The organism is Marivirga atlantica, assembly GCF_016734805.1.
In the GTDB taxonomy this organism is placed as follows: Bacteria; Bacteroidota; Bacteroidia; order Cytophagales; family Cyclobacteriaceae; genus Marivirga; species Marivirga atlantica.
Map to the genome: position 1 here is coordinate 98022 of NZ_JAERQG010000001.1, position 25547 is coordinate 123568.

The following is a 25547-nucleotide window of genomic DNA, read 5'->3' on the forward strand; positions in this document are numbered from 1 at the left end:
TATTCTGTGCTAAACTGATTTAGTTTGAATAGCCAATCTTTAATAATCTAATTAGTTGAAGTGCATAGCAAATCTTCCCTTAGCTACCAGAAATGGTCTTAAGGTGATCAACTATACTTTATTGAATGAGTAACTACTATAAATCTGGGGGAGGTGTTGAAGGAAGTATTGAATGGTTTAAATAGATTCTACTGTAAATAGTTGACTTAATCAGCTCTTGATAATCAAGTAGAAAGACATACTTATAAACGGGCTCATAAAAGAATGAAACAAAAACCATATTGGTAAAGACATCCTTTCCTTCTTCAGTTATAGTAAACAGCTCTTTGAAAAGATTCCCATGGTCGCTCACATGGTGATGATGACCATGGCCGTGATGATGGTGTGAAGACTGTACCGACTTAGTTTCATGCTCATGTATACCTGTAACTGATGATGTAGCATGCAAAAAATCATGCCCTATGGAGAGCAAGCTTCCAGAGAGTAAAATAGCATAGCTACTTAAAAACCATATTGCTATGGTTTTATTCATAAATCGTAATTAGGTGAATTTTGCATACAAAAAAGTGAGTACACAAAGCTCGAAAGTAATTTGCTACGAAGCAAAGTATTAAATGATGAGTGGAATAAATTAGCTATTTATCTTAAAAAGCTGAAATGGTGTAATCATATAACCCATGGCAATATCATGTTCTTCTGCATACATATCGCCTTCCAAAAGTGGCCCAATGTTTAAGCCTACAAAGATTGTATTTTCAGAACAATTATTTAAAAACTGGTCGTAATAACCCTTACCATAACCTATTCTATGACCTGTTTTGCTCCCAATAACCATAGGCACCAAAACACAATCAATCTTTTCCATATCATAGGGCTCAGCATTAACTGGTTCTGGAATTCCCCATTTATTAAGTTTCAATTGAGTATCAGCTTCTAGTTTGTAGTGAGACATTGAGGCTTGTGATAAATCAGAAATGCTGGTAACAACATCAACTGAAGGAAGCTCATTATGCAATTGCTTTATGAAGGGACGTAAATCTATTTCTCTGTTTTTTGAAATCGGTAGAAACACATGAATAGCATGAAATTGGTTTTCGGTGATAAAGCTTATCAGTCGATTGGTGATTAGTCCATTTCTAAAATCATACTCTTTTTTGGTAAGTGTCTTTCTTTTTTCGAGATAAACTCTCCTAAGTGTTTCCTTATCCATAATTAACCATTCCACCTCATGATGTGAAACTGCAAATTAAAAGGCTCCAAAGCCTGTAACAATGATTTGATAAAATTTTTGTCTGACCTATAGAATGACAGGAAGTTTTCTTTCCGCTCTTGAGGTGCCCCTCCCGGGTAGAGGAAATCTTTTACTTCATCAATCTGCCTCATTTTTTCAGTATGCTTTCTTTTCTCTGCTGACAGCATTTTCTTCTCAATCTTATCAAGACCATTGATCATTTTTTGAGTCTCTGCCGCAGTCATCTCATCAAGGCTGAAATCTATCTCACCTGCATATTGCTTTACCTCATCTAATAATTGATTAAGTGCCTGCTTTTCTTCATTTAAATGAAGTTTTTGACCACTGATCTTTTTAGTGATGTTCTTCTTTAGGCTTTCCTTTTCAATGAAAATTTCGCCCTCAGCCATTTTAAGCTTCTTAAGCTTATGCTGGATTTTATTAGGTATGATCATCCCAAAATTTCGAGGTAATAATATAGGGAAGGCTGTTTTGAAATGATCGAATACAGGTTTAAGCTGAAGCCAGTAGGCAACCTCTGCTGGGCCACCTGTGTAGGCTAAATTGGGTAAAATCATTTCCTGATAGAGAGGTCTTAAAATCACATTAGGACTAAACCTTTCAGGATGCTCATCAATTTCTTGTAAAAGTTCCGCTTCAGAAAATTTGATAACACTATCTAATACTTGATATCCTTCGCCTTCTTTAACAATCCTACTTCTTAAATTATCTTTCAAGTAAAAAAAGTTAATCTCTCGCGGAAAGGTTTGGCTTTTATAGCCCATTCGATCAAGCTTATCAGATTGCTTTTCTACTAGTTCGTTAGCTGTATGCTTGGTTACATCCTCCTTAATGACTTGCTTAAACTCAGCTTTTAATGCTTTATGGTCAGCATCAAGTACAAGTAAACCTTCACTGCCATAAAGTTGATGTACATAAGCTCTTGTTGCTTCAGCTAAGTTTCTGGCATTGGCATAAGCCTTTTGAAAAAGCTTATCACCAGCATCTATCTTTTTAGCAATTTCAGACAGGCCTTCCGTTTGCATTCTTCCGACTGCACCGGTTTGCTCAGTTCCCCATTTAAATTTCTCTCCATTTACCTGAAAACTTCTTATCTCGTCAATATCATGATCTTCAGAAGCCATCCAATAAATAGGAATAAAGTTGTAAGCAGGATATTGAGCCTTTAACTTTTTACAAGCATTAATAACAGTTATGATCTTGTAATGAAAATACAAAGGGCCGGTAAAAATATTCAGCTGATGCCCAGTGGTAACTGTGAAAGTCTGCTCATCAGCCAGTGATTCTATTTGTGTAGTTGTTAATTCATCGAGGTGTTCAATGGAAGTATACTGTTCCTTTAATACCTCCACCAACAAATTTCTATTAATACTTTCGTGCGCTTTATCCTTTATCTGATCTTCAAATTCTGCGATTGCCGGATAGCGATGATAGAATGGTTTTAGGGGTTCTTTTTTCTGGATGAAGTCAATAAAAATTGGGGCAAACTGCCCCGTCTCAGAAAAATCTAAACAAGATACCTTCATAAATATATTTTTTCATGAAGCCATTTAATTAGCTGGATTCATGTTCAAATATATAAAATCGTAATCTAGAAGAAAGTGTTTAGTTATTCCTTATTTAATTTCTGCGTATAGGTCAAACTCTGTAGCATCAATTACTTCAGCCTGAACAAAATCACCAATGCGGGCATATTGTTTCTCGGCATCAATTAACACTTCATTATCTACTTCAGGTGAATCAAACTCAGTTCTACCTATAAAATAACCACCTTCTTTTCTATCAATAAGTACTTTAAAAGTCTTACCTATTTTTTCCTGATTGAGTTCATCAGAAATAGCCGCCTGAACTTCCATGATGGTATCAACACGTTCTTGCTTCACTTCATCAGGCACATCATCTTCGGCATTATAAGCATGGGTATTTTCTTCATGCGAATAAGGGAATACACCCAATCTATCAAAGCGAGTTTCTTTCACGAAATCCAGCATCTCCTGAAAATCCTCTACTGTTTCTCCCGGATAGCCTGCGATAAGTGTGGTTCTTAAAGCTATGCCCGGTACTTTTTCTCTGATTTTCTTTATGAGAGCCTCCTGCTTTTCTCTGGTTGTACCTCTCCTCATTTCTTTTAATAAGCGGGTAGAACCATGTTGAAGTGGCATATCTAAATAATTGCAAATATTATCTCTTTCAGCAATTACATCTAGAATATCTTCAGGGAAACCTGTCGGGAAAGCATAGTGCAGCCTAATCCATTCTATTCCCTCAACATCGGATAGTTGACGAAGCAATTCTGCTAAATTTCTTTTCTTATAGATATCAAGTCCATAATAGGTTGAATCTTGGGCAATAAGCAGCAATTCTTTCACACCATTTCTAGCAAGATTCTTAGCTTCCTTTACAAGTTCTTCAATAGGACGAGAAACATGTTTGCCACGCATTAACGGAATGGCGCAAAAAGAGCATGGTCTGTCACATCCCTCAGCAATTTTCATGTAAGCAAAATGACTAGCTGTAGTTGTTACACGCTCACCTACTAATTCATGCTTATAATCCGCATTGAACTTCTTTAATAGCAAAGGCAATTCCATTGTACCAAAGTAAGCATCTACTGCTGGGATTTCTTTTTCAAGATCATCCTTGTAGCGTTGAGATAAGCAGCCAGTTACATATAATTTATCAATCATCCCTTCACCTTTGGCATCAGCATAGCGCAGAATAGTATCGATAGATTCTTGCTTGGCATTATCAATGAATCCACAAGTATTCACTATGATTATGTTGCTATCATCTTCTTCAGACTCATGAGTGACATCAATCTCATTACCCTTTAATTGAGTAATCATCACCTCAGAGTCTACCAGGTTTTTAGAACAACCTAGTGTTACAACATTTACCTTATCTTTTTTTAGTCCTTTAGTCTTCATGTAAATTATTTTCTATGCCTAAAGAGATGAGCCTTAAATTACCTTATAATCAATTGCTTAAGCTCAAATTATTTCGGGCTGCAAAGGTAATCAAAATTAAGCAGGAAACGTTCCATCACTTTTTAATTGTCTTCAAATATTTTGGATTGAGTTTTGCTTGTCGGAATATGTAATATCTTTGCAGCCAATGAATTTGATACGAAATTTTATCATTATTTTACTCATAGCCGCAGTCATAGCCTGCGATGTTGACTCTAACTGTGGGAGCATAGCCGTGAATTATGTTACGCTTTCCTCCTATACAACTAACCTTAACCAGGAAGAAAGTCTGGCAGAGATAACTTATGACTCCATTATTAGCCCACAAACTGATAGTGTATTTATAAAAGACAGTACAACTGCTAATCTCATTTTACCGCTTGATCCAGGAAGTAGTCAGACTGATTTTTATTTCTATTACAATGAAGGTGGTGACACCATAAGTTTCACCTATGGAAAAAGGACAAGAGTAGATTCACCGGAATGTGGGATTGACTTTGAGTTTGTAGGCTTGGACACCATATTTCAAACCTATGATTCCATGATTATCGTTAACGACACTTTAAGAAGAACAATCAATGCGCCTAATATTAAGTTTTACATTAATCAGTAGTCTTTTATTTAGTGGCAGTTCTTTTGCTCAGCTTCAATCCAGGAATGCTTCATCGAACAACGCTAATTCGAAGCAAAACAATCAGGAACAAGCTCCAGATACCACTAAAGTAAATGAGTATAAACCTAAAGTTCCCAAGGAGTTCTTCATCCCTACCGGAATCAGGATAGGTACTGACTTGGTAGCCCTTGGTATTGATGCATTTGGTGGCAAAAGAGAGCGCTATGAGTTTCAGGCAGACATCGATATTCACAGGGTTTACGTTGCTGGTAGTTTCGGAACCTCAGCCTATCGTTCTACTGGCGAAGGATTTGACTACAGCCATGAAGGTAACTTCTACAGAATTGGACTTGATGCCAACTTCTTAAAATATGACCCCGACTACAATACTTTTACTGTAGGGATAAGATATGCCACAGCTAATTTTAGTGAACAATTAAACGTAAATAGTACAGACGGGGTGTTTGGAGATTACACTGAAAGCTTTACTAACGACAATGTAAGAGCCAGGTGGTTTGAACTTACTACAGGCTTACGCGTAAATATTTTCAATAATTTTTATACCGGATATACCTTTAGAATACAGATCAATAGAAAGATTTTCAATGCCGATGAATTCAGATCATACGACATTCCCGGATTTGGTAAGGCAGAATTTAATAACAGATGGACTTTCAATTACTACCTGATGTACAGAATTGCCTGGAAAGAAAAAGGTGTTATGAAAAGGACTCGTTAAGGGCACTTTAATTAGCTCGGTTAAAGAGAGAGTCTACAAATTCCATTTTATTGAATACTTGTAAATCTTCTACTTTTTCACCTACTCCAATATATTTAACAGGTATTTTAAATTCATCAGAGATACCAATTACTACTCCACCTTTGGCGGTACCATCTAGCTTGGTAATAGCTAAAGCCGTAACATCTGTCGCTTTGGTAAATTCCCTAGCTTGTATAAGGGCATTTTGACCAGTAGAGCCATCTAAAACTAACAAAACTTCATGTGGTGCTTCAGGAACAAACTTCTGAATTACCCTCTTAATTTTAGAAAGTTCATTCATCAGATTTACTTTAGTATGCAACCTTCCGGCAGTATCAATAATAACCACATCGGCATTTTCTTCTACACCTTTTTTAACGGTATCAAAAGCCACTGAAGCAGGATCTGTATTCATTCCGTGAGAAACAACAGGTACGCCAACACGCTCACCCCACATGATCAATTGATCTACAGCTGCTGCTCTAAAAGTATCTGCCGCACCAAGCACTACATTCAAACCCTTATTTTTAAACTGAGCGGATAGCTTACCAATAGTGGTTGTTTTACCCACTCCATTAACACCTACCACCAATAATACATACGGCCTTTTAACCCCTGAAGGAATACCGAAATCTTTTAAGTCTTCAGTATTATTTTCTGAGAGTAGAGCGGCAATTTCTTCTCGAAGAATTTTATCTAATTCCTGAGTTCCTAAATATTTATCTCTGGCTACTCTTTCTTCAATTCTTTCAATAATTTTTACCGTAGTACCCACTCCAAGATCAGAGCTTATCAGTACTTCTTCTAACTCATCAAGCACCTCTTCATCAACTTCGGACTTACCTACAACAGTACGACCAAGCTTAGTGAAAAAATTCTCTTTAGTTTTCTCAAGCCCTTTATCGAGAGATTCCTTTTTATCTTTTGAGAAAAAATTTAAGATGCCCATAGTATATGATTGAAAAAGTTAAATGTACACTTGCAAGCACATTTAAACGGTTAATAATGGTTGTGGTTATTCTTGTCAGCTATTATAAATGAAAAAAGTCCCACTAATAGAGGGACTTAATAATTTCATTCATAAAACCATGAAGCTTCTTATTTCTTCATCGCCTCTTTTACATCGTCAACAGGAACGATCTCTTCACGGAAAGTGTAAGCGCCTGTTTTCTCCGACTTCACAGCTTTGATTACTTTAGCGAAACCTTTAGCTTCTTTATTCTTAAGTGTTGCAACTACTTTCTTTGCCATGGTTATTTAATTTCTTTGTGAACAGTATATTTTTTCAACACCGGATTGTACTTCTTAAGTTCCAATCTTTCTGTGGTGTTCTTTCTGTTTTTAGTGGTGATATAACGAGAAGTTCCTGGCATACCGCTTTCTTTATGCTCAGTACACTCCATAATCACTTGAACTCTATTACCTTTTTTAGCCATTGTGCTTAAATTTTTCCCTTAGTTAAACTATCGGCAAATTATAATATTACATTACCATTTTCACGTGCCTTCTTCAAAACAGAAGTAATACCATTCTTATTAATGGTTCTGATTGCACTAGCAGACACTTTCAAAGTAACCCACTTATCTTCCTCAGGAATATAAAATCTCTTCTTCTGAAGATTTGGTAAAAATCTTCTTTTAGTCTTGTTATTAGAGTGAGAAACGTTGTTTCCTACCTGAGGTCTTTTACCGGTTAGTTGACAAACTCGTGCCATATCTATCTATAATTAATTAGTTGTCGCTTTTTTAACTGATTTTCGAAATTGGTCTGCAAATATCGGTAATATTTTGACAATCACAAAACTACCAAAGAAAATAGCACACTATTTTTTCAATAAATGAGAAAATACAGCTGCTTTTCTTAGTTTTGAACCATTCGAAAGCATTGAAGAGCACAAAGATAATTAAAATTTTACACTTATGATTCAAGAAATTACGAAAAGCCAAGAAGCTATTGATCTGGAAGACAAGCACGGAGCGCACAATTATCATCCGCTACCTGTTGTATTGTCGAAAGGTGAAGGCGTTTTCTTATGGGATGTTGAAGGCAAAAAGTATTATGATTTTCTTTCTGCTTATAGTGCCGTAAATCAAGGGCATTGTCATCCAAGAATTTTAGAAACAATTAAAGAACAGGCCTCAACCCTTACACTTACGTCAAGAGCATTCTATAATGATGTATTAGGCCCATTCGAGAAATACATGACAGAGTATTTTGGTTTTGACAAAGTACTAGCCATGAACACTGGAGCTGAAGCTGTAGAAACGGCCATTAAAATTGCCAGAAAATGGGCATATGAGAAAAATGGTATCATGGAAAACAGCGGTAAAATAATTGTTGCTGAGCAAAACTTCCACGGTAGAACAACTACAGTAATATCTTTCTCAAGTGACGATACAGCTAAAAAGAATTTCGGACCATTTACTCCTGGTTTTATCAAAGTACCTTATAACGATACTGAAGCATTAAAGAATGCTTTAGAAGGTGAAGACAATATTGTAGGCTTCTTAGTAGAGCCCATTCAAGGTGAGGCTGGTGTTTACAGACCTGACAATGATTATATGAGGAAATGTCAGGAGCTATGTAAAGAGCATAATGTTCTTTTTATGGCTGATGAAATTCAAACTGGTATTGCCAGAACCGGAAGCTTGCTTGCGGTTTGCGGAGATTGTACTTGCCAGGGACATTGTGAAAAGCAGTCATCTTATGTTGAGCCAGACATATTAATATTAGGTAAAGCACTTTCAGGAGGATTCTATCCTGTATCTGCCGTTTTAGCTAATGACCATATCATGGAGGTAATTACTCCGGGAACTCACGGTTCAACCTTTGGAGGTAACCCTTTAGGTGCAAGAGTAGCTGTGACCGCTCTAGACGTTATTAAGGACGAAAATCTTGCTCAAAATGCCAGAAAACTTGGCGAACTTTTCCGTGAGCGCTTAAATAAGTTTATTGAAACTACTGATTTGGTTAAATTGGTAAGAGGAAAAGGTTTATTAAATGCAATAGTTATTAACGATTCTGAAGATAGTTCTACTGCCTGGGATTTATGTGTTGCTTTGAAGGAAAACGGCTTATTAGCGAAACCAACTCATGGTAATATCATCAGATTCGCTCCTCCTTTGGTAATGACTGAAGAGCAACTGCACGATTGCTGTGACATCATTGAAAAGACAATTGCAGAGTTTCAGAAATAAGATATACTCAAACAATTGATTGAAAGTCCGGGTAGTAACTACTCGGACTTTTTTTGTTAATTTAAAATATGGCTAAGAAAATCAAATTCGGGATACTCGGCACAGGCAAAATCGCTGGTAAATTTGCGGTTGGATTAAGTGCAGTTGATGAGGCAGAACTATATGCTATTGGGTCAAGAACACAAGAATCAGCCACTGCATTTGCTGAAAAACATAAAGTACCTAAGTATTACGTCAGCTACGAAGATTTAGCCAAAGACACCGAGGTGGATATTATATACATTGCCACTCCGCACAACTTGCATTATGAAAATACTATCCTCTGTCTTAACCAAAACAAGCATGTAATTTGTGAAAAACCTTTCGCTGTAAATGCAAAAGAGGTTAATGCAATGATTAAACTAGCGAATGAGAAGAATCTTTTTCTGATGGAGGCCTTGTGGTCGCGCTTTATGCCACACATTATTAAAGCAAAGGAACTTATTAATGACGGCATTATTGGTGATGTTAAATTACTCACTTCAGATTTTTGTATGAAGCCAAAGTTTGATCCTGACAGCAGGTTATTCAACAAAGATTTAATTGGTGGTTCACTCATGGATATTGGCATTTATCCTGTTTTTCTTGCTTATCATGTTTTAGGGAAGCCTTCAAAAATTCAGGCACTTGCCGGCTTTGGCAAGACGGGTGTAGATGAAAACTGCAGCATTAGTTTTGGTTATGATGATGAAAAGCTAGCTGTACTATATTCATCCATGAAAAGTGCCAATGGTGTAAATGCTATCATAGAAGGTGACAAAGGAAAAATCATTTTTGAAAGTCCCTGGCATGCTCCTAGCAATTTCACCTTATTATTAGATAATGGACATAAAGAACATTTCACTTTTGATCAAAGTATCAATGGCTATAATTACGAAGCACAGGAAGTAGTCAATTGTTTGCATGCAGGTAAAACCCAAAGTGATCTTTGGAGCTGGCAAAATAGTCTTGACCTTATAGAGCTACTTGATGACATTAGGGTCAAAGCTGAAATAAGGTATCCAAAACATGATCAATAATAGAAATGGGAAATTTAGAAGCATTAATTGTCAGCTATTTTGATGCTATCCAAAAAGGAGAATTAGAATTCGATCAAATAAGGAAGAGTTTAGAGAGTAAATCTATACCCGAAGAGGATATCAGATATATTGTAAGAAAGGTTGATGATCGAATTTTAGAAGAAAAAACAAAACCGATACGATCAAAAAAAGACCTTAAGTTTGATAATGGCATTGGTATTTTAGTTTCACTAGCAGGCATAATACTCGTTTTCCTAACACGCTTTGGAATTATTGAATTAGATGAAAATCAGTATTGGAGTTACACGGTGTTACTTGGCGGATTGTCCCTTCTCTTTTTAAAATGGGTAAAAAAGAGAAGCAATAAATTCACTAACAGAAATAAGTTTAAATAGATAAAAGCTGTGATAATTGATCATTACTTACTGCATTAACCAGCAAGTAAGATTAGCTACCAACTCTAATATTTATACCCACTTCTGGGTATACAGAAATGCCAATGAAAAGGGATTATATATAATAAGAAGTCTGCTGAAATTTGAGTCATAATTTTTAGACTCATGAGAACACACTCTTTTATAATAGCCTGCTTAGCACTAGTACTATACTCCTGCGGAGGAGAACTAGCTCCTTTAGATCCTGAAGAAGAATGCATTAAAACCTGGACGGTAGAAATTAATAATCCTGAAGCTAGTGTAAGTATTGAGAATGGCATTTTGATTGTAGACATTCAAAATCCTAAAACTCCTCAGGATGTAAGGCTCATACAGCTACAGGATGAGAATAGTCTCATTGGAGAAGTAGGAATTGGTATTACTGTAAATGCTTTAGAGACTGTTCCACAACGATCTACCACGTCTGATGCTCACATAAAAGCTTCCTTTGCTTATCAGCAAAATCCTGATCAACTATTCCTAAGTAAGGTATATGGACAATATGGAAGTAGAGGTTACAGCATGGGTAAAGAAGTATACCGAAATTACTCGACAGATTATTTTGCATTTTATGCCAGTGGCACTGAAGCCAAATTTAATACATCGAGAGGCAGTACACCCTATGCTGAAATCCCTTTAGTATCAAGTGCTCAAAAATTATGTTATCTCGATTTTGGGATCAATCCTTCTTTTTCAAATGGTGAACCTACACAATCAATTCATGCAGAAATAGATATAGTAGCCTTCGGTGACTATACTGAAGAAGGGGTGAAACTTGTTTCTGGCTATAACAGGGTCCAATATGGTTTTAGAGTAGACACTTTCTTTTGCAACACTTTAAAATAATTTGAAATGGATACTCTAAGAAAATTTAGCCTACTTGCAATTCTCTTCATAAGCCTCCTTTCTTGCGAAGAAGAACTTGAGACCCAAAAACCTTGCACAGTTGGAAGGTGGGCCAGCGCTGACAAAAATGCTGAAAATGTTTGCCTCGGGCAAATGGCCATTTCTTATTGGTCACCTAATACTTCCAGCGCACATATAGTATTTACTGCAGGCAGCACAAGCCAGGTAGGAGTTCCGGAAATAGAAGCAGAATTTACTATCCCTATAAGTGGCATTGCCTTAAACACCAATTACCCGCTTAATAGTGGGAAATTGGCAGGAGCTGATCCTTTTACCGAAGGCTATATCAGCTTTATAAACTTTGACTATCCTGAATGTGTATCCGGCACTTTTGAGCTAAAAGCTGAGAACAGCGATATAGGCGTAATCCAAAGTTACAGCAATGGAAAATTTGTATTTGACAAGCAAGGGCAAATTAATTCAAGCTGCAATCCTTTTAATTAAGACATCTATGAAATCACTTTTTACCATACTATCGATATTACTACTAAGTGCCTGTTCCTTTCTTAAGGAGGAAGACAGCTGTACATTATTAAGTGAGCCACTTAGCAAGGAAAGTATAGTTAGCAGAGATAATAATGCCAATGTAGCGGCTTTCAATAACACCTTTGTTTTTCGAGGCCGAAGAGGTGTAGAAGTATTTTATCAGCCCGGTGATTGTTACATTGGTGACTACTCAACAGAGTGGAGTTTTACCGGAGAAGGTAGCACTGAAAGTGTAAACGGTAATTTAGGCACTTTGGAAGCCCTTTCTGGCGGCTCTATATGCGTAGTGGTAAGTGCTTCAGGAAATAGGTCTGAGCAGGTATGTCAGGAAATAAACTTCATTAAAAATAATGTATGGAAAGCATATGCCGATGAATTTCCTTCTCCTTTTACTCATCACAGAGTTATATTGAATATAGGCGGCAGGATTTTCAGTGGCTTTGGAATGAACAACGATTGGTTTGAGCTAGACACAGCCACTTTCACCTGGACTGAAAGAAACCATATTCCTAATTTGGTAGATTTCAATGCCTTTGCTGGCTTCTCTATTCAAGACAAAGGTTATTTGGTAGGGAACAACTCCATACTTTATGAATATAGCCCTGCTACAGATAGCTGGTCTGAAATAGGCAATACACCTTTCAATGTGGCTCAGGTATTAAATTTAGGTGCTTATGACTTCAGAGAAGAATATAATAAAACTGTTTTAGGACTTTCAATGTCGGGTAAAGGCTACTTCGGTCTTGGTGACATGTTTTACCTCTGGGAATATGACCCCTCAACAAAGGAGTGGACCGAAAAAGCGCAATATCCTGAAAGGCCAGGTTTCTATAATCATGGTTTTAGCTATGAAGGAAAAATATTCTTCGGGGATTACATTTACGATCCTACAACCGACTCCTGGGAAAAGGGTAATCAAAACTTCAACGTTTCAGAAAAATTCTCTCCGGGCTTTGTTGAAATGGACGGCAAAATACTGGGAGCCCAAAATGGAAGAAGCATTCTTACTGATGGAAATACCTTTAATAAGGTGGAAGAAGATGATGAGTATTTACCCTACAAACTAGCCCCACTTGAGACAGTTAAAAATGGAGCCTCTGTGGGTAGATTTGCCTTCTTTGTAGAATCTACTTCTAAATATAAGGATAACAGCTGGTACTATTATGTTAAAAATTAAGCGTAGACAAATGAAAAAATTTTACTATAAAGTCGCCAATAGACTTACGATACTATTAACTATAGCCGTGCTATTTACTTCATGTAAAGACAAGTTCGATGAATTGAGCGGTGGAGCAGAAAATCTCAAACTCACCCAAATAATGCCTGCTAGTCCTTTTGGAGAGGCCGATCATATAACAGCAAGTGAAAATGGCCAATATATTATTTTCAGTTATCAGGGGGAAACTACATTTTTTACGCATTATTATTCAATAAATGGTGGGCAGAGTTTTGAGCTACTTTCAGGTAAATACAGTGCAATTGGAGACCAAAACCCAATTAATACATTTATAAGTAATGATGGTAAATTTTTATATGGGGATCAAAATAGCAAAATAGTATATGAGCTCGATCCTGCTGGTGGCATTACCAACAGTATTTATGCTGATAATGCTTTTGCCTTAACTGCTTCTGGCAAGGTGGTTTCCTACCAGTATGATGCAAATATTGGCGAGGCTACTTACCACATCTTTGAAGGTGGCTCCTATATAAGCACGGGTTTACAAAATGTGTTAGACCCTGCCAGTAGTTTTGCAGGGATTTCCGGAGAAAAAATAGGCTTTCTTGGAAATAATAAAGTAGCTGAATTTGATGTTTCCAGCAAAGAATATACTGAAAGGTCAACTGATGGGATTAATTTTTCAATTTTAAAAGGCAATTCTAATAATAGCCTGGACATTAAAAAGGCCTATAGTGAAGGCTACTTTGCCTATGCCTGGCAACGCGGGCTTTTGGTGATAGGCCCTTCAAATCAGGTAACTTATTCATATTATCCTCAGGAGTATCAGTTTTATTTGCAAACAAGGGGTCCTATCATAATGGACAGAGATAAAGTATATGTGCAGGTTTATGCCTATTATGGAGAACCAGCATTTTACGAAACAAGTGGGCAGGATGGAGCAGAAATGGTACAATCTGAGCTAAATTATCCAATGGCCATTTCAGACAAAGGCATATATACCCAAGGTTTTATAGAAGGCGGCAATAGACAAGAAGGAGGACTAATTTTAATAGAAAATAATGTTTCTACCTACCTGGATTTCTCTATTAATAAATCATCCCCTAATACCGTTTTTAAAGTAGGAAACTACCTCTATGTAGATAACAAGAGGTACGATATAGATGCCAAAAAATTCTATTCTACTGATTTAGGGAAAATAAATAATATGTACCAAGACGATAATCATGTGATTGCTTACACTGAAAAAGGCACCTTTACTAGTACAGATTATCTTAACTGGACCCTACAATCTGAAGACCAACCTAGACCCGGCTTAATTGTGAAAGATGGTAATGGAACATTTCACGGCTTAGGCGTTCAGGGTTATATCTATAACCTGGGAGGTACAGGTTTTGGAATTCCTCAATTTAATCAATCGGCTTATACTTCAACGGACGGAATTAATTGGCAATTGATAGATGAAAAAACAGGAAGAAATGGAAACGGCCCTTCGGCTATTATGTCTGACGGATCAACAGGCTATACTGAGAACTTCAATCCTTTGGGTAATGCGGTTTACTACCTTAATTATAGCAAGGACTATGGAGTGACGTACGAAAGTATGGAACAAGGAACTGAACCAGCCTCCTACAAGATATTTGATTATGAAACTAGAAATGGGCGATTTGTGAACGCTTATTTCGAATCTTCAGATGGATTGCTTTACATAGAAATTTGCGAAAATAACAAGACTACTTGTAAAACAATAAAAGTACAGCCACCTTTTGATAGTAGTCAAAGTTACAGCAATAGTGAAATTTCATTTACTCAAAATGATGAGATACTAATTAACAATAGACAAGATGGGATATATATAAGTAGCAGGCTCTAAAAGAAAATAAAAAATAAATTATTGAAGCACAGCATTTAATGCTGTGCTTTTTCTATTTTAATGGTTTGCATTTCATGATAATGCTTATCAGAAGTAACCAAATCCATGCTTATATGAAAAAAGTCATCCTTCTATTTTTAATGAATACTTTATCTCTTGCTTTAATCGCTCAATCAAATACAAAAGATAAGGTAGATCAACTTAATGAGCTTGCGAACAAAAGTATGAGAAACCCTCCAGAGATGAAGGAAAAAGCAGATTCTGCCATACTTTTAGCTAAAAAAATAAATTATAAAGAAGGCTTAGGCAATGCCTATAAGTTCAAAGGTATTTACCACTACTTTACCAGTGAATTCGATAGCTCCGTTAATAACCACCGACAATCTCTTAGAATTTTTAAAGAATTAAACGACTCATTAAATACAGGTAAAGGCTATTTGAATATAGCTACTACTTATTCAGCCGCAGCTTCATATGATAGCACCACTAAAAATGCAGTAATTGCTTTGAAATATTTTGAGCAATTGAATGATTACGCAGGCATCGGCAGGGCGGTAAACCTTCTAGGCATAGTTCATTTTCGTCAAAAAAATTATGATAAAGCCCTTACCTACTTTAAGCAATATTTAAAAAACGCTCAAGCAACTAGCGACTCTTCAGAAATAGCAAGTGGTTATAATAATATAGGTTCAGTTTTCTCAGAAAGAAAAGGGTATGACTCTGCCATCTACTATTTTGATGAGGCCGTAAGACTAAAAGAAAAATTGGGAAACTTCAATAATTTAGGTCAATCGTATGAAAACCTAGGTTCGCTAAATTCTAAAATAGGTAACTCAGAATTAGCTTTAAAGAATTATAAAAAGGCAAATGCGATTTATAAAAAAATAGGTGATAGCCGTTTCATGAGTGAATGCGAGTACAACATTGGTGTGGAGTATCGCAAATTAGATAAGCTAGACAGTGCAGCCATACATTTTCAACAAGCAATTGATATTTCAACAGAGGTAGGTGCATTACAGGTGTTAAGAGATGCAAAAGAAGGATATGCAAAAGTACTTTTTATGCAAAAGGATGGCCTAAAAGCTTATGAACTACTTAAAGAGTCCATGATATTATCGGACTCCATCCTCAATTCAGAAAAAATTGAAACAATTGCAGACATAGAAACTAAATACGAAACTGAAAAAAAAGAGCAACAAATAGTGCTTCAGACTGCAGAAATAGCTAAACAAACTGCAGAGAATCAAAGAAAGGTACTGATGATTATTGCCTTGGTAGCTATTCTGGTTTTATTGATGGTCATTTTTCTACTCTTTAGAAATAGAGCTAAACGAAAGCAGCAATTACTGATAAAAGAAAAAGATTTGAAAGTTAAAGAAGCCCAAATTGAGGCTACACTCAGCTCTCAGGAAACAGAAAGGAAAAGATTTGCGGAAGATTTGCACGATGGCTTTGGCCAGTTAATAAGTGCTTTACGATTAAATATTGCTCAGTTTAACAAAAACAACCCGGCTAATAACCTCGCTACCTATGAGCACTCAGAGAATATACTGGATGAAATGCACAAGGAAATCCGATCAATTGCTTTCAACCTTATGCCTGCGACACTTATTCAAGAAGGCTTATTAGCGGCAATTAAAGAATTTGCTTCACGTATCAACAAAACTAACCAAGTGAAAATAGAAGTTAGCAGCTTCGAACTCAGCAATAGATTTACGGAGGTATTTGAAGTAGCTATTTACAGAATAGTTCAGGAATGGGTGAATAATGTACTTAAGTACGCCAGTGCCAATAAAATAACCCTTCAAATAGATCAATATGAAGATGAGCTTGTCTTAATAATTGAAGACGATGGGCGCGGTTTCGACACAAACAACCTATATAACAGTAACGGAAATGGCTGGCGAAATATTCAAACAAGAGTAAACTTGGTGAAGGGTCAAATAGAAATAGATAGTAACCCAACCAGAACAGGTACCAGTTTCATTCTAACATCACCGATAAGCACTTTTGTAAAGGCTGAGCAAAAAGTTGATACCGTAAAGGTCAGCTAAAAATACCCAGAAGAAGGGATGTGATTTAATAGTGCTGAAAGATAATTTTATGTCATGCAATTTCTCAAAAAGTGGCGTATATTATCGGGTGAAAATAAGCTGACACCGATGAAAATACTATTAGTGGACGATCATGTCATATTAATGGATGGCATAAAATCATTATTAGAAGGGGTTGAAGAATTTGAAGTAGTAGCCACGAAAAATACCGCAGAAGATGCCCTTTTATATCTTAAACAACAGGATATTGACATTCTGGTAACTGACTATAACCTCCCTGGTATGGATGGGCTCGATTTAGTAAGAGCTGTTAAAAAAGTCATTCCAAAAATAAAGATAATCGTTTTAAGTCAGCATGATGAGGTACATCTGGTGAAAGAAATCCTAAAGGAAGGTGTACAAGGATATATTCTTAAGAAGGATACTCATAAGGAATTGATTTCGGCTATCCACCAAATCTCGGAAGGTAAAATGTTTATGAGTAGTGAAATTAACAAGCTTTTAGTTGATAGCTTGAGCTTTCCTGATGAGCATAGGCTATTAACAGATAGAGAAAGAGAAATACTAAAGCTCATTGCTCAAGAGTATACCAATAAAATGATTGCTGAAGCACTGTTTATATCGGAAAGAACAGTGGAAACCCATAGAAAGAATATCTTCAGAAAAACCAAAACCAATTCATTGGTAGGCCTCATCAAATTTGGCTACGCCAATAATTTGATATAAAAATATACGTGTTAGTGGGTAGCCCAATATGCACTTTGCAGGGCATACCTATTGACGATTGCTGTATTTAATTTTAAGTATAAAATTTAAAATTAAATACTATGAAAAAATTCGCCTACCTATCACTTTGTGTTTTGGCATTTGGCCTAAACTGTTCAATTGCTCAAACCTACCAAACTCAGATGCTTCAAGATGATCCAACTCAAGTATTAGATCGATTTGTTGTAGTAGATGTTTTAGCTACTGATATTGATATAGACTTCCAAAGCAGTAATGTCTATTTTGGAGGCTCTGCCTATTGGCCTATTACAGAAAAATTGGTAGTAGATGCTCACATGAAACTACCTTATTTCCAGTTTGGGAATGGTGGTTTTGGCATCACGCTGGAACCTGGTGTTTATTTTAAACTTATCACAAAGAATAAAACTGATGATGTACCTGTTGTTTTAGAATCTACCATATATGCGGATAGCTATACCAAGAATGGTGTAACTTATAATGTTGATACTTATAAGTTTCTTAATGCTACGGGCACCTATACCGATTCTTATGGTGCCAGAGGAGGGTTGTATTTCAGACAAGGCCCTTTCACTTCTGATGATTTCAACTTAGAAGATATAAAAACAGGTTCTACTTTGGCGGGTGTTTATATCGGTTTTCAGAAAGTAACACAAGCTTTTGTAGAACTCTTAGTGAGTGGCAATGGATTAACCAATGAGAAATTTATTGGTGCAGGTTTCACCAAAATGTATTTTGATGTGATGATACTTCCAGTAACCAATATTGCTGATGAAAGAGTGCTTGATGCCAATGAGAGAGACGGCACATTTGGCTTCAGAGCTGGCTTTCAATGGAATAAAAATCCGTATGACACACCTCTTTTTGGTAGAATTGTTTACTCAGCTGAAATAGGAATAAGACCTCTAATGGGCTTCTATCTTAGCGGTGGAGTAGGATTCAAAGTATTTCAGGATTAGTAAAAATAAGATTAGGATAAAACCTGTTAGAAATTCTAACAGGTTTTTTTATTTAATTAGTTATTTGGATTAGGATTTTCAGGTATTTGAATATTCCTGAATGTAAAAATAAAATTAGCGCTACTGTTATCGTTTATAGCTGCTAAATCCGCATTCAAATCTACAGTTGCCTCAATACTACCATCAGCATTAATCTTCAATCTTAAAGCATTAGTTTCTGTAATGGAAACATAATAGTCGTACCAGGAAAAGGAATATCTCCACCCCTTGTTTGCGTTATTTAGAAAATCTCCTGAACTAATAGGCTCATATTCTTCCAGCTCTAATCGCATCCCTAAAGGCTGCTCTGAGCCATTATCACTAGGAACCATTCTACTAGTGGTTAATATTAATTTATATAATCCTGTGTTAGAATTGTAAGTATATTCAACTGTTGCATCGCCACATCTCACTGCAGCACCATCATCTTTTACTACTTTTGATTGGCTAATGTCACAAAAATCTGGTGGCAAATCTCCCACAGTAAAAAAACAAGAGCTTAAAAGTAGAATAGGTAAAATATAAATAATCTTTTTCATCATGGTTTTATTAAAAGGTGAATCCAGAAATAATTGCGAGCCTTCTTCCAGCATGTGCAGCTTCATTATTTTTTAAAGCCGCACAGTATTCGGCTCCAATAAAAAGCCGATTGTATCTGAGCTCAAATTGCTGATTAAGGAATTTAGGATTAGGAGAATTTTTAGGGGCAACAGAGCTACCTTCCTTTAATAGCCTGGCCGTAAAAACAAATGCTCCTTCGTAATGGAATAATAAATCAGGAAGCAAAGCCACATCAACCATCCAAGAGGGCCCGAATCCTGCATAATATCCACTAGGGTCAGTGTAATCATCGGCAAAGGTCAAAGCATTAGCAGTAAAGAAACGATTAGGCTCTTCATATCTTTGAAAGCCATATCCGTAGTCTCCCCAGTGAAAACCAGCTGCAAGGTTAATAAAGTCCGTAGAGAGGACACTCCAGGCGTGATTATGCCAACCAAAAATCAGTGAACTTAAAGTTGTACTACCTAAATTACCATTCACTGCTGGAGTATCTTTACCTCTGAAGGTAAAGCCAATTAACTCTCCAAACGCGGGTATCCAAAAATCACCTAAACTAGGAAAACGATGACTTGTATTATAGCCCCCAAACTCGAAATTTGATTTTGTGAGATCTAAATCAAAGGTAATTACACCTGCTCCCAAGGCATCAGGGTATTTCACCTCGTTGTAGGCTATTGCGGCTTTTAGAAAAATTCTAGCACGTTGGTCTCCGTTCAGCTCGTGAGATGATAACTGGCCATAGGCACAACAGCTGAGCAGATAAAGTAAACTTAAAACAATAATCTTTTTCATATTTTTTTTGATGCAAGTTATGCTACACGTCATTTTACATCCATACCATCTAAAGGGTATATTGCCCTACCTTTTAAATGATTTATCATACTTTTACCTATCTGAAATTTATACATGATGAAAGCAATCGTAATTACACAAAGTGGTGATCCTGAAGTACTCAGAATGCAAGAAAGACCCTCTCCTACTCTTCAAAATGGAGAAGTTCGTATTGATGTAAAAGCCTCAGGCATAAATAGACCTGATGTTTTTCAGCGAATGGGTGGTTACCCAGCTCCCGCTGGCGTGCCTGATGATATTCCAGGCCTTGAAGTAGCTGGCATGATAGCTGAAGTTTCGTCTGAGGAACACAAATGGAAAGTAGGTGATAAAGTATGCGCTTTAGTAGCAGGTGGCGGCTATGCTACAGAAGTTGTGGCACCGGCAAGCCAATGCTTACCCATTCCTGATGGATTTACTTTTGAAGAAGCAGCTTCTCTTCCTGAAACATTTTTTACGGTATGGTCCAATGTATTTGACAGAGGTCAATTTAAGAAAGGAGAAAGTTTCCTTATACATGGTGGCACTTCCGGTATTGGGGTAACAGCTATTCAAATGGTGAAAGCCATGGGTGGTAAAGTGTACGCAACTGCCGGCACAAAAGAAAAATGTGATTATGCTGAAAAGCTAGGCGCTATCAAATGTGTGAATTATAAAGAGGGGGGTTTTGAGAAAGCATTAAAAGAAGTGAACCCTGATGGTATAGATGTGATCCTGGATATGGTCGGTGGTGATTATACTGCTAAAAACATCAATCTGTTAAATCCTGATGGCAGATTGGTCATCATCAATGCCATGAAAGATGCAGAATCAACCATTAATATGAAAAAAGTGATGGTGAAAAGACTTACCATTACAGGTTCAACATTGAGAGCCAGATCACCGGAATTTAAAGGGCAGATAGCCGCTAAACTGGAAAAGTATATCTGGCCTAAATTGGCTGATGGAACGATCAAGCCGATTATTTATAAAAGTTTCCCACTTGCAGAGGCAAGTAAAGCTCATGAGCTTATGGAAAGCAGTGAACATATTGGCAAAATTGTGTTACTTGTATAGTTTCATCAGGTTTCATACTTTTTAATTCTTCTATGAAAGAAAAAATTCTTGCCTCTTTTGATCGCTACTGGACCAACATATTAGACAGAGCCCCTGAAATAACCATTGGCTTAACGCTTCTGGTTATTTTTATTTTTTTAGGTATTCTCATCAGAAAACTCATTGTCAGCAGACTGAAGTTAAGGGTTAAAGACACCCTCTTGCTCAACTTTATAGGGAGAGTAATATTCGTGCTGTTCCTCATAATCGGTATTGTAATTTTCTTTAACCAAATTGGTTTAGGAAGTGCTGCCGGTGGCTTGTTGGCAGGAGCAGGTGTTTCAGCATTAATTCTGGGTTTTGCCTTTAAAGATATAGGCGAAAACTTCATAGCTGGCTTTTTCCTCGCTTTTAGTAGACCCTTCAGTATAGGTGATATTATCGAAGTGAATGGTCTGATGGGCAACGTTAAAGCTATGAGCTTCAGAAACAGCCACATTCGTACTTTCGATGGTAGGGACATTTTTATTCCTAATTCCATGATGATTAAGAATCCCCTAATTAATTATACCAAAGACGGCCTGATGAGGCATGATTTTGTGGTAGGCATTGATTATGGAGATGATGTAGCCGAAGCAAGCAAGGTCATCATGGAAACTATGAAAGTGACTAAAAATATAGTGCAAGATAAAGATCAACTTGAACCATTCGTTATTATTGATCAGTTTGGCACAAGCACTATCAACCTGAGAATATTTTTCTGGATCAACACCTATGACTTCCTGGGATCAACTACTGTGCTCAAAAGTACAGTAATGCAAAGCGTGGTCCGCCAGTTATTAAAAGAAGGCTTCACATTGCCGGCTGATATAGTTGAGCTTAAAATATATCAGGAAGGACAACCAATACCATTATCTATTAAAAATGATGATACAACACCTCTTAACTCCAAGAAATAATGAGCAAGTGGCTTAATTACATCAGCAGGCTCTATTTAAAAATAGTAAATAGTATAGCATTCTGGCCATCTTTATTAGCGATCGCCTTTTTAATTCTATCCCTTATTATCATTAGAATAGAATTTACTGAGCCTATTATGTTTTTAAAAGAGAACATAAACGATGCTCTGGTTCACAGTTCAGAAAATGCACGATTAGTTTTAGGAACAATTGTGGGCAGTATTATTTCTTTGATGGTCTTCAGTTTTTCTATGGTGATGGTGGTACTTAATCGTGCCACGGCCACTTTATCTCCACGCGTGCTTCCAGGTTTAATTTCTAGTAGATTCCATCAGGTAGTATTGGGTGTTTATATAGGCACTATTATTTACAGCCTTATTATAATCATCAATATTGATTCACCAGATATTGAGTATTCAGTGCCTTCTTTTGGAGTATTTCTAAGCATGATAATGGCCATTATTTGTCTCGGCTTGTTCGTATACTTCATTCATTCAATTTCGCAGAAAATTCAAGTTGATAACATCTTAGGTGCGATTTCTTCTAACACCAGCCGTGCCATAAAAGCAGCTGATTCCGATGAAGAAAAACCTGAAATACCAGAAACTAAAGACTGGTATCAATATGGAGCAGATTTTTCAGGTTATTTAAAGAAAATCCATCAAGAGCGGTTAAAAGATTTTTGTGAAGAAAATGAGCTGAAGCTGATAATGAAAGAAAGTATTGGAGCTTATATCATCAAATATTATCCCTTCATTTTGTGCAACAAAGAACTGAACGATGAACAGCTTGAGCGCCTGATTTCATGTTTTATGATGTATGATGAGGAACATGTAAAAGATCATTACCAGTTTGGCTTCAATCAGATTTCTGAAATAGCGATCAAAGCGCTGAGTCCCGGTATTAATGATCCTGGCACCGCTATCCGTGCTATAGATTTGCTAGCTGATTTATTCATTCAACTAATGTTCATCAAAGAGCAAAAAACCATTTCCACGGATAATGAAAATGCTGCCATTTATTTAAAACCCATGAGTTTTAAAGAAGTACTTTACAAAACTTTGGTGCCCATTCGTAAGTATGGAAATGGAGATGTACTAGTAGTAATGAGGTTATTGAGAAGTTTACAACAAATGCTTTATGCTCATCAGGATGAAATCCTTTTTATGGATGAAATACATAGCTTGATAGAGAACATAGTTGATTGCTCCAAAGAACTTTATCAAAATGAGCTAGATAAAGAAGCTATTAATCATATCATCAAAAGAATCAATCATCGCTTTTCAGAAGACAAGGCAATCGAATTAATCTAAAAATTGAACAACTTGTAGTTCCCTCCTCTTCTGAAGGCTTTTGTATTCAGCACAACCTTCTCTCCCCCATTCATATATTTCTTTATGGCCATATCGAAAAGCTGTTTAATCATATCTGCTTCTTGTCCTGCTCCACGCATACGTCTGCCAAAGTTAGAGTCGTTCACATTGCCATCATGTAAATGAGTAATCTGATTCCAGACTTTATCGTACCTATCAGAAAAGTGCGTTTTTAGCCATTTTTGAAAAACCTCAGCAATAGTTCCATTAAGCCGCACAACCGTGTAGCCTGCGTTTGTTGCTCCTCGCTCGGCAGCAGTCTTTATAATTTCTGGTATTTCATGGTGATTTAAACCCGGTATGATAGGCGCAGTCATTACAGAAACTGGTATACCTTTCTCGGTTAACTTTTCTATGGCTTCCAGCTTTCTGGCAACCGTAGCGGTTCTGGGCTCCAGTTTGCTTCTAAGCTCTTCATCAAGACTAGTGATTGAAAGAATTACCCTTACCAGATTATTGCTGGCTAAGTCTTCAAGTAAATCGAGGTCGTCTAAGAAACCAACATTCTTGGTAATGATACCAACAGGATGCCTATAGTCAGCAAATACTTTTAAGAGACTTCGGGTAATTCTAAGCTTCTTCTCTAGTGGTTGGTAACAGTCTGTATTGCCTGATAAAACTATGGGCTTTACTTTCCAGCTTTTTTTAAGAATTGTTCTCTCTAATTGAGCAGCTGCGTTTTTCTTTACCACAATCTTAGACTCAAAATCTAGGCCTGAATTAAAGCCCCAAAACTCATGCGTGGTACGCGCATAACAATAAATACAACCATGCTCACAGCCTTGGTAAGGATTTAGAGAATACTCCATCCCTACATCAGGACTTTTAACTTTATTAACTACCTCCTTTGGGCTTTCATAGAAAATCTCCGTTTTGGGAGCGTCAAGATGCACAAACTCATCTATACCATCTTTTTCTTCCCAACTAATTGATTGTTTTAGAAAACGGTTATCAGGCTTATGCTGAGCACCTCTACCTTTTATTTTTTGATCTGTTGACACAAATCAAATTTACTAATATTAATAGTATTACTAAATTATTTAGTTATTATTTTCTTGAATGGTATCTACGGGAATATATATTTCTATTTGTTGTTTGCCCCAACTTCTGGCACTATCAATATCCAAACCCATATAAATATCAACTTTATTAGTCCATCGCTTATTCATCTTATCCTTCACAAAAAACGGTTCGTCAAAACCATCAATATATACTTCAGTATTATGAACAAGCCCTGAATCAATTAGATCACGACTTATGGCTAATGCTCGCATACCAGGCTTTAAAGTATCTCCCCAGGCTGCCAATCCAATATTTCCCTTTTTGGTTTGCGCTTCAGTAGAATTGTAGGCGGTGGAAGTCACCTGCATGGTATCATAAACCACTACTGGTTCAGGTGCCTGGTCACTTTTTGGACCACAGGCCACTAAAAGTATTACAATAAGTAGAAATAAAATATTTGTCTTCATTTAACTATTAAATTGATCTACAAGCATAAAGCGATTGTTAAAATCAATTGTTCAGTTAGAAATCGGTACCAGAAATAAACATTTTGTCAGTTCACTTTTTATTAAAGGGATTACTTATCAAATAAAACACACATGGGATATACAGTTAAAATTAAAAACATACATTCAGTAACACATAACGTGAAACAGTTCACTACTTCAAAACCAGAAGGATATACTTTTGAGCCAGGACAAGCTACTGAAGTAGCTATTAATAAAGAAGGCTGGAAAGAAGAGAAGAGACCTTTCACCTTTACCAGCCTGCCTGATGAAGAAGATTTGCAGTTCACCATTAAATCTTATCGTGACCATGATGGAGTCACCAATGAATTAGATGGTTTAGTGGAAGGTGATGAACTCATAATTGATGATGCCTGGGGAGCTATTCATTACAAAGGAACAGGAACTTTCATAGCAGGTGGTGCAGGAATAACTCCTTTTATAGCCATATTTAAACAGCTCGAAAAAGAGGGCAAACTCAATGGCAACAAACTCATCTTCTCAAATAAAAAACAAGAAGATGTAATTTTAGAATCTTACTTTCAAGAATTGCTAGGAAATAACTTCACATCAACACTAACTGACGAAAAAGTTGATGGACACTTAAATGAGACTATTGGAATGGAATTCCTCAAGAGAAACGTGGACAGCTTCTCTCAGAATTTCTATGTTTGCGGTCCAGACCAGATGGTGAAAGATATAAGTGAATACCTAAAAATGTTAGGTGCAAAGCCAGATGGAATAACCTTTGAAAAATAAAAA

Annotated in this window: 28 protein-coding genes; 16 read left to right on the top strand and 12 right to left on the bottom strand. The window is 36.6% G+C overall.

Annotation, left to right across the window (positions count from 1 at the left end; genetic code table 11):
- Nucleotides 1–136 precede the first annotated feature (136 nt).
- From JKP34_RS00450 to rimO, 4 genes are all read right to left on the bottom strand, one after another.
- On the bottom strand, nucleotides 137–532 hold the full coding sequence (locus JKP34_RS00450) for a hypothetical protein (protein ID WP_201916577.1): 396 nt from the start codon (nucleotides 530–532) through the stop codon (nucleotides 137–139).
- Between the two features lie 99 nt (nucleotides 533–631).
- The gene (locus JKP34_RS00455; RefSeq protein WP_201916579.1) at nucleotides 632–1210 is read right to left on the bottom strand and encodes a 5-formyltetrahydrofolate cyclo-ligase; all 579 of its coding nucleotides are present in this window, start codon (nucleotides 1208–1210) and stop codon (nucleotides 632–634) included.
- Between the two features lie 2 nt (nucleotides 1211–1212).
- Nucleotides 1213–2778 carry a bacillithiol biosynthesis cysteine-adding enzyme BshC gene (gene bshC / locus JKP34_RS00460; RefSeq protein ID WP_201916581.1) on the bottom strand — a complete coding sequence of 522 codons (1566 nt, stop codon included), beginning with the start codon at nucleotides 2776–2778 and terminating at the stop codon, nucleotides 1213–1215.
- 90 nt (nucleotides 2779–2868) lie between these two features.
- Nucleotides 2869–4179 carry a 30S ribosomal protein S12 methylthiotransferase RimO gene (gene rimO / locus JKP34_RS00465; protein ID WP_201916583.1) on the bottom strand — a complete coding sequence of 437 codons (1311 nt, stop codon included), beginning with the start codon at nucleotides 4177–4179 and terminating at the stop codon, nucleotides 2869–2871.
- 187 nt (nucleotides 4180–4366) lie between these two features.
- Between rimO and JKP34_RS00470 the strand changes: the two genes are divergently transcribed.
- Nucleotides 4367–4831, top strand: a complete 465-nt coding sequence (locus JKP34_RS00470) for a DUF6452 family protein (RefSeq protein ID WP_201916585.1) — start codon at nucleotides 4367–4369, stop codon at nucleotides 4829–4831.
- The gene (locus tag JKP34_RS00475; RefSeq protein WP_201916587.1) at nucleotides 4797–5570 is read left to right on the top strand and encodes a DUF6048 family protein; all 774 of its coding nucleotides are present in this window, start codon (nucleotides 4797–4799) and stop codon (nucleotides 5568–5570) included. Before JKP34_RS00470 ends, JKP34_RS00475 begins: the two co-directional genes overlap by 35 nt.
- Before the next feature lie 7 nt (nucleotides 5571–5577).
- On the opposite strand, the gene ftsY is transcribed toward JKP34_RS00475, so the two are convergent.
- The 4 genes from ftsY to rpmB form a co-directional block, all read right to left on the bottom strand.
- The gene (ftsY, locus tag JKP34_RS00480; RefSeq protein ID WP_201916589.1) at nucleotides 5578–6540 is read right to left on the bottom strand and encodes a signal recognition particle-docking protein FtsY; all 963 of its coding nucleotides are present in this window, start codon (nucleotides 6538–6540) and stop codon (nucleotides 5578–5580) included.
- Between the two features lie 149 nt (nucleotides 6541–6689).
- Nucleotides 6690–6842: a DUF4295 domain-containing protein gene (locus JKP34_RS00485; RefSeq protein WP_201916591.1), complete on the bottom strand. Its 153-nt coding sequence runs from the start codon at nucleotides 6840–6842 to the stop codon at nucleotides 6690–6692.
- Between the two features lie 2 nt (nucleotides 6843–6844).
- A complete protein-coding gene (gene rpmG / locus JKP34_RS00490; RefSeq protein ID WP_201916593.1) occupies nucleotides 6845–7027 on the bottom strand; it encodes a 50S ribosomal protein L33 in 183 nt (60 codons plus the stop codon).
- Between the two features lie 38 nt (nucleotides 7028–7065).
- The gene (rpmB, locus tag JKP34_RS00495; RefSeq protein WP_201916595.1) at nucleotides 7066–7305 is read right to left on the bottom strand and encodes a 50S ribosomal protein L28; all 240 of its coding nucleotides are present in this window, start codon (nucleotides 7303–7305) and stop codon (nucleotides 7066–7068) included.
- Between the two features lie 205 nt (nucleotides 7306–7510).
- Between rpmB and rocD the strand changes: the two genes are divergently transcribed.
- The 10 genes from rocD (at nucleotide 7511) to JKP34_RS00545 (ending at nucleotide 18479) form a co-directional block, all read left to right on the top strand.
- On the top strand, nucleotides 7511–8788 hold the full coding sequence (gene rocD, locus JKP34_RS00500; RefSeq protein WP_236664855.1) for an ornithine--oxo-acid transaminase: 1278 nt from the start codon (nucleotides 7511–7513) through the stop codon (nucleotides 8786–8788).
- A 68-nt stretch (nucleotides 8789–8856) separates the two neighbouring features.
- Nucleotides 8857–9846: a Gfo/Idh/MocA family protein gene (locus JKP34_RS00505; protein WP_201916597.1), complete on the top strand. Its 990-nt coding sequence runs from the start codon at nucleotides 8857–8859 to the stop codon at nucleotides 9844–9846.
- Between the two features lie 5 nt (nucleotides 9847–9851).
- The gene (locus tag JKP34_RS00510) at nucleotides 9852–10241 is read left to right on the top strand and encodes a hypothetical protein (RefSeq protein WP_201916599.1); all 390 of its coding nucleotides are present in this window, start codon (nucleotides 9852–9854) and stop codon (nucleotides 10239–10241) included.
- 165 nt (nucleotides 10242–10406) lie between these two features.
- Complete coding sequence (locus tag JKP34_RS00515) at nucleotides 10407–11126, top strand: hypothetical protein (protein ID WP_201916602.1); 720 nt, start codon at nucleotides 10407–10409, stop codon at nucleotides 11124–11126.
- Nucleotides 11127–11132: 6 nt separating this feature from the next.
- On the top strand, nucleotides 11133–11630 hold the full coding sequence (locus JKP34_RS00520; RefSeq protein WP_201916604.1) for a hypothetical protein: 498 nt from the start codon (nucleotides 11133–11135) through the stop codon (nucleotides 11628–11630).
- Nucleotides 11631–11637: 7 nt separating this feature from the next.
- Nucleotides 11638–12849 carry a Kelch repeat-containing protein gene (locus JKP34_RS00525; RefSeq protein WP_201916606.1) on the top strand — a complete coding sequence of 404 codons (1212 nt, stop codon included), beginning with the start codon at nucleotides 11638–11640 and terminating at the stop codon, nucleotides 12847–12849.
- 10 nt (nucleotides 12850–12859) lie between these two features.
- Complete coding sequence (locus tag JKP34_RS00530) at nucleotides 12860–14722, top strand: hypothetical protein (RefSeq protein WP_201916608.1); 1863 nt, start codon at nucleotides 12860–12862, stop codon at nucleotides 14720–14722.
- 113 nt (nucleotides 14723–14835) lie between these two features.
- Complete coding sequence (locus JKP34_RS00535; RefSeq protein WP_201916610.1) at nucleotides 14836–16776, top strand: tetratricopeptide repeat-containing sensor histidine kinase; 1941 nt, start codon at nucleotides 14836–14838, stop codon at nucleotides 16774–16776.
- Between the two features lie 108 nt (nucleotides 16777–16884).
- Entirely contained in the window at nucleotides 16885–17502 is a 618-nt protein-coding gene (locus tag JKP34_RS00540; protein ID WP_201916612.1) for a response regulator, read from the top strand.
- A gap of 101 nt (nucleotides 17503–17603) precedes the next feature.
- Nucleotides 17604–18479 (top strand): hypothetical protein, encoded by an 876-nt coding sequence (locus JKP34_RS00545; protein WP_201916614.1) that lies wholly within the window; start codon nucleotides 17604–17606, stop codon nucleotides 18477–18479.
- Between the two features lie 56 nt (nucleotides 18480–18535).
- On the opposite strand, the gene JKP34_RS00550 is transcribed toward JKP34_RS00545, so the two are convergent.
- Both JKP34_RS00550 and JKP34_RS00555 read right to left on the bottom strand, forming a co-directional pair.
- Complete coding sequence (locus tag JKP34_RS00550) at nucleotides 18536–19123, bottom strand: hypothetical protein (protein WP_201916616.1); 588 nt, start codon at nucleotides 19121–19123, stop codon at nucleotides 18536–18538.
- Nucleotides 19068–19871, bottom strand: coding sequence for a hypothetical protein (locus tag JKP34_RS00555; protein ID WP_201916618.1), 804 nt, complete (start codon nucleotides 19869–19871; stop codon nucleotides 19068–19070). The genes JKP34_RS00550 and JKP34_RS00555 overlap by 56 nt, the downstream gene beginning before the upstream one ends.
- A 114-nt stretch (nucleotides 19872–19985) precedes the next feature.
- Between JKP34_RS00555 and JKP34_RS00560 the strand changes: the two genes are divergently transcribed.
- Genes JKP34_RS00560 through JKP34_RS00570 form a run of 3 tightly spaced genes read left to right on the top strand, consistent with a single transcriptional unit; the run spans nucleotide 19986 to nucleotide 23217 of the window.
- A complete protein-coding gene (locus tag JKP34_RS00560) occupies nucleotides 19986–20966 on the top strand; it encodes an NAD(P)H-quinone oxidoreductase (RefSeq protein ID WP_317193640.1) in 981 nt (326 codons plus the stop codon).
- Between the two features lie 32 nt (nucleotides 20967–20998).
- Nucleotides 20999–21904, top strand: coding sequence for a mechanosensitive ion channel family protein (locus tag JKP34_RS00565; RefSeq protein WP_201916620.1), 906 nt, complete (start codon nucleotides 20999–21001; stop codon nucleotides 21902–21904).
- Complete coding sequence (locus JKP34_RS00570; RefSeq protein WP_201916622.1) at nucleotides 21904–23217, top strand: DUF2254 domain-containing protein; 1314 nt, start codon at nucleotides 21904–21906, stop codon at nucleotides 23215–23217. Before JKP34_RS00565 ends, JKP34_RS00570 begins: the two co-directional genes overlap by 1 nt.
- Here JKP34_RS00570 and JKP34_RS00575 read toward each other — a convergent pair.
- Together JKP34_RS00575 and JKP34_RS00580 are read right to left on the bottom strand one after the other, a co-directional pair.
- Complete coding sequence (locus tag JKP34_RS00575; protein WP_201916624.1) at nucleotides 23214–24278, bottom strand: PA0069 family radical SAM protein; 1065 nt, start codon at nucleotides 24276–24278, stop codon at nucleotides 23214–23216. The genes JKP34_RS00570 and JKP34_RS00575 overlap by 4 nt on opposite strands.
- A 39-nt stretch (nucleotides 24279–24317) precedes the next feature.
- Nucleotides 24318–24746: a 3D domain-containing protein gene (locus JKP34_RS00580; RefSeq protein ID WP_201916636.1), complete on the bottom strand. Its 429-nt coding sequence runs from the start codon at nucleotides 24744–24746 to the stop codon at nucleotides 24318–24320.
- A gap of 132 nt (nucleotides 24747–24878) precedes the next feature.
- Between JKP34_RS00580 and JKP34_RS00585 the strand changes: the two genes are divergently transcribed.
- Complete coding sequence (locus tag JKP34_RS00585) at nucleotides 24879–25544, top strand: ferredoxin reductase domain-containing protein (RefSeq protein WP_201916638.1); 666 nt, start codon at nucleotides 24879–24881, stop codon at nucleotides 25542–25544.
- Nucleotides 25545–25547: the final 3 nt, after the last annotated feature.

Coding starts and splice junctions, on each gene's coding strand:
- JKP34_RS00450 (WP_201916577.1), bottom strand. CDS start 532: ATGAATAAAACCATAGCAATATGGTTTTTAAGTAGCTATGCTATTTTA.
- JKP34_RS00455 (WP_201916579.1), bottom strand. CDS start 1,210: ATGGATAAGGAAACACTTAGGAGAGTTTATCTCGAAAAAAGAAAGACA.
- bshC (WP_201916581.1), bottom strand. CDS start 2,778: ATGAAGGTATCTTGTTTAGATTTTTCTGAGACGGGGCAGTTTGCCCCA.
- rimO (WP_201916583.1), bottom strand. CDS start 4,179: ATGAAGACTAAAGGACTAAAAAAAGATAAGGTAAATGTTGTAACACTA.
- JKP34_RS00470 (WP_201916585.1), top strand. CDS start 4,367: ATGAATTTGATACGAAATTTTATCATTATTTTACTCATAGCCGCAGTC.
- JKP34_RS00475 (WP_201916587.1), top strand. CDS start 4,797: ATGCGCCTAATATTAAGTTTTACATTAATCAGTAGTCTTTTATTTAGT.
- ftsY (WP_201916589.1), bottom strand. CDS start 6,540: ATGGGCATCTTAAATTTTTTCTCAAAAGATAAAAAGGAATCTCTCGAT.
- JKP34_RS00485 (WP_201916591.1), bottom strand. CDS start 6,842: ATGGCAAAGAAAGTAGTTGCAACACTTAAGAATAAAGAAGCTAAAGGT.
- rpmG (WP_201916593.1), bottom strand. CDS start 7,027: ATGGCTAAAAAAGGTAATAGAGTTCAAGTGATTATGGAGTGTACTGAG.
- rpmB (WP_201916595.1), bottom strand. CDS start 7,305: ATGGCACGAGTTTGTCAACTAACCGGTAAAAGACCTCAGGTAGGAAAC.
- rocD (WP_236664855.1), top strand. CDS start 7,511: ATGATTCAAGAAATTACGAAAAGCCAAGAAGCTATTGATCTGGAAGAC.
- JKP34_RS00505 (WP_201916597.1), top strand. CDS start 8,857: ATGGCTAAGAAAATCAAATTCGGGATACTCGGCACAGGCAAAATCGCT.
- JKP34_RS00510 (WP_201916599.1), top strand. CDS start 9,852: ATGGGAAATTTAGAAGCATTAATTGTCAGCTATTTTGATGCTATCCAA.
- JKP34_RS00515 (WP_201916602.1), top strand. CDS start 10,407: ATGAGAACACACTCTTTTATAATAGCCTGCTTAGCACTAGTACTATAC.
- JKP34_RS00520 (WP_201916604.1), top strand. CDS start 11,133: ATGGATACTCTAAGAAAATTTAGCCTACTTGCAATTCTCTTCATAAGC.
- JKP34_RS00525 (WP_201916606.1), top strand. CDS start 11,638: ATGAAATCACTTTTTACCATACTATCGATATTACTACTAAGTGCCTGT.
- JKP34_RS00530 (WP_201916608.1), top strand. CDS start 12,860: ATGAAAAAATTTTACTATAAAGTCGCCAATAGACTTACGATACTATTA.
- JKP34_RS00535 (WP_201916610.1), top strand. CDS start 14,836: ATGAAAAAAGTCATCCTTCTATTTTTAATGAATACTTTATCTCTTGCT.
- JKP34_RS00540 (WP_201916612.1), top strand. CDS start 16,885: ATGAAAATACTATTAGTGGACGATCATGTCATATTAATGGATGGCATA.
- JKP34_RS00545 (WP_201916614.1), top strand. CDS start 17,604: ATGAAAAAATTCGCCTACCTATCACTTTGTGTTTTGGCATTTGGCCTA.
- JKP34_RS00550 (WP_201916616.1), bottom strand. CDS start 19,123: ATGAAGCTGCACATGCTGGAAGAAGGCTCGCAATTATTTCTGGATTCA.
- JKP34_RS00555 (WP_201916618.1), bottom strand. CDS start 19,871: ATGAAAAAGATTATTGTTTTAAGTTTACTTTATCTGCTCAGCTGTTGT.
- JKP34_RS00560 (WP_317193640.1), top strand. CDS start 19,986: ATGATGAAAGCAATCGTAATTACACAAAGTGGTGATCCTGAAGTACTC.
- JKP34_RS00565 (WP_201916620.1), top strand. CDS start 20,999: ATGAAAGAAAAAATTCTTGCCTCTTTTGATCGCTACTGGACCAACATA.
- JKP34_RS00570 (WP_201916622.1), top strand. CDS start 21,904: ATGAGCAAGTGGCTTAATTACATCAGCAGGCTCTATTTAAAAATAGTA.
- JKP34_RS00580 (WP_201916636.1), bottom strand. CDS start 24,746: ATGAAGACAAATATTTTATTTCTACTTATTGTAATACTTTTAGTGGCC.
- JKP34_RS00585 (WP_201916638.1), top strand. CDS start 24,879: ATGGGATATACAGTTAAAATTAAAAACATACATTCAGTAACACATAAC.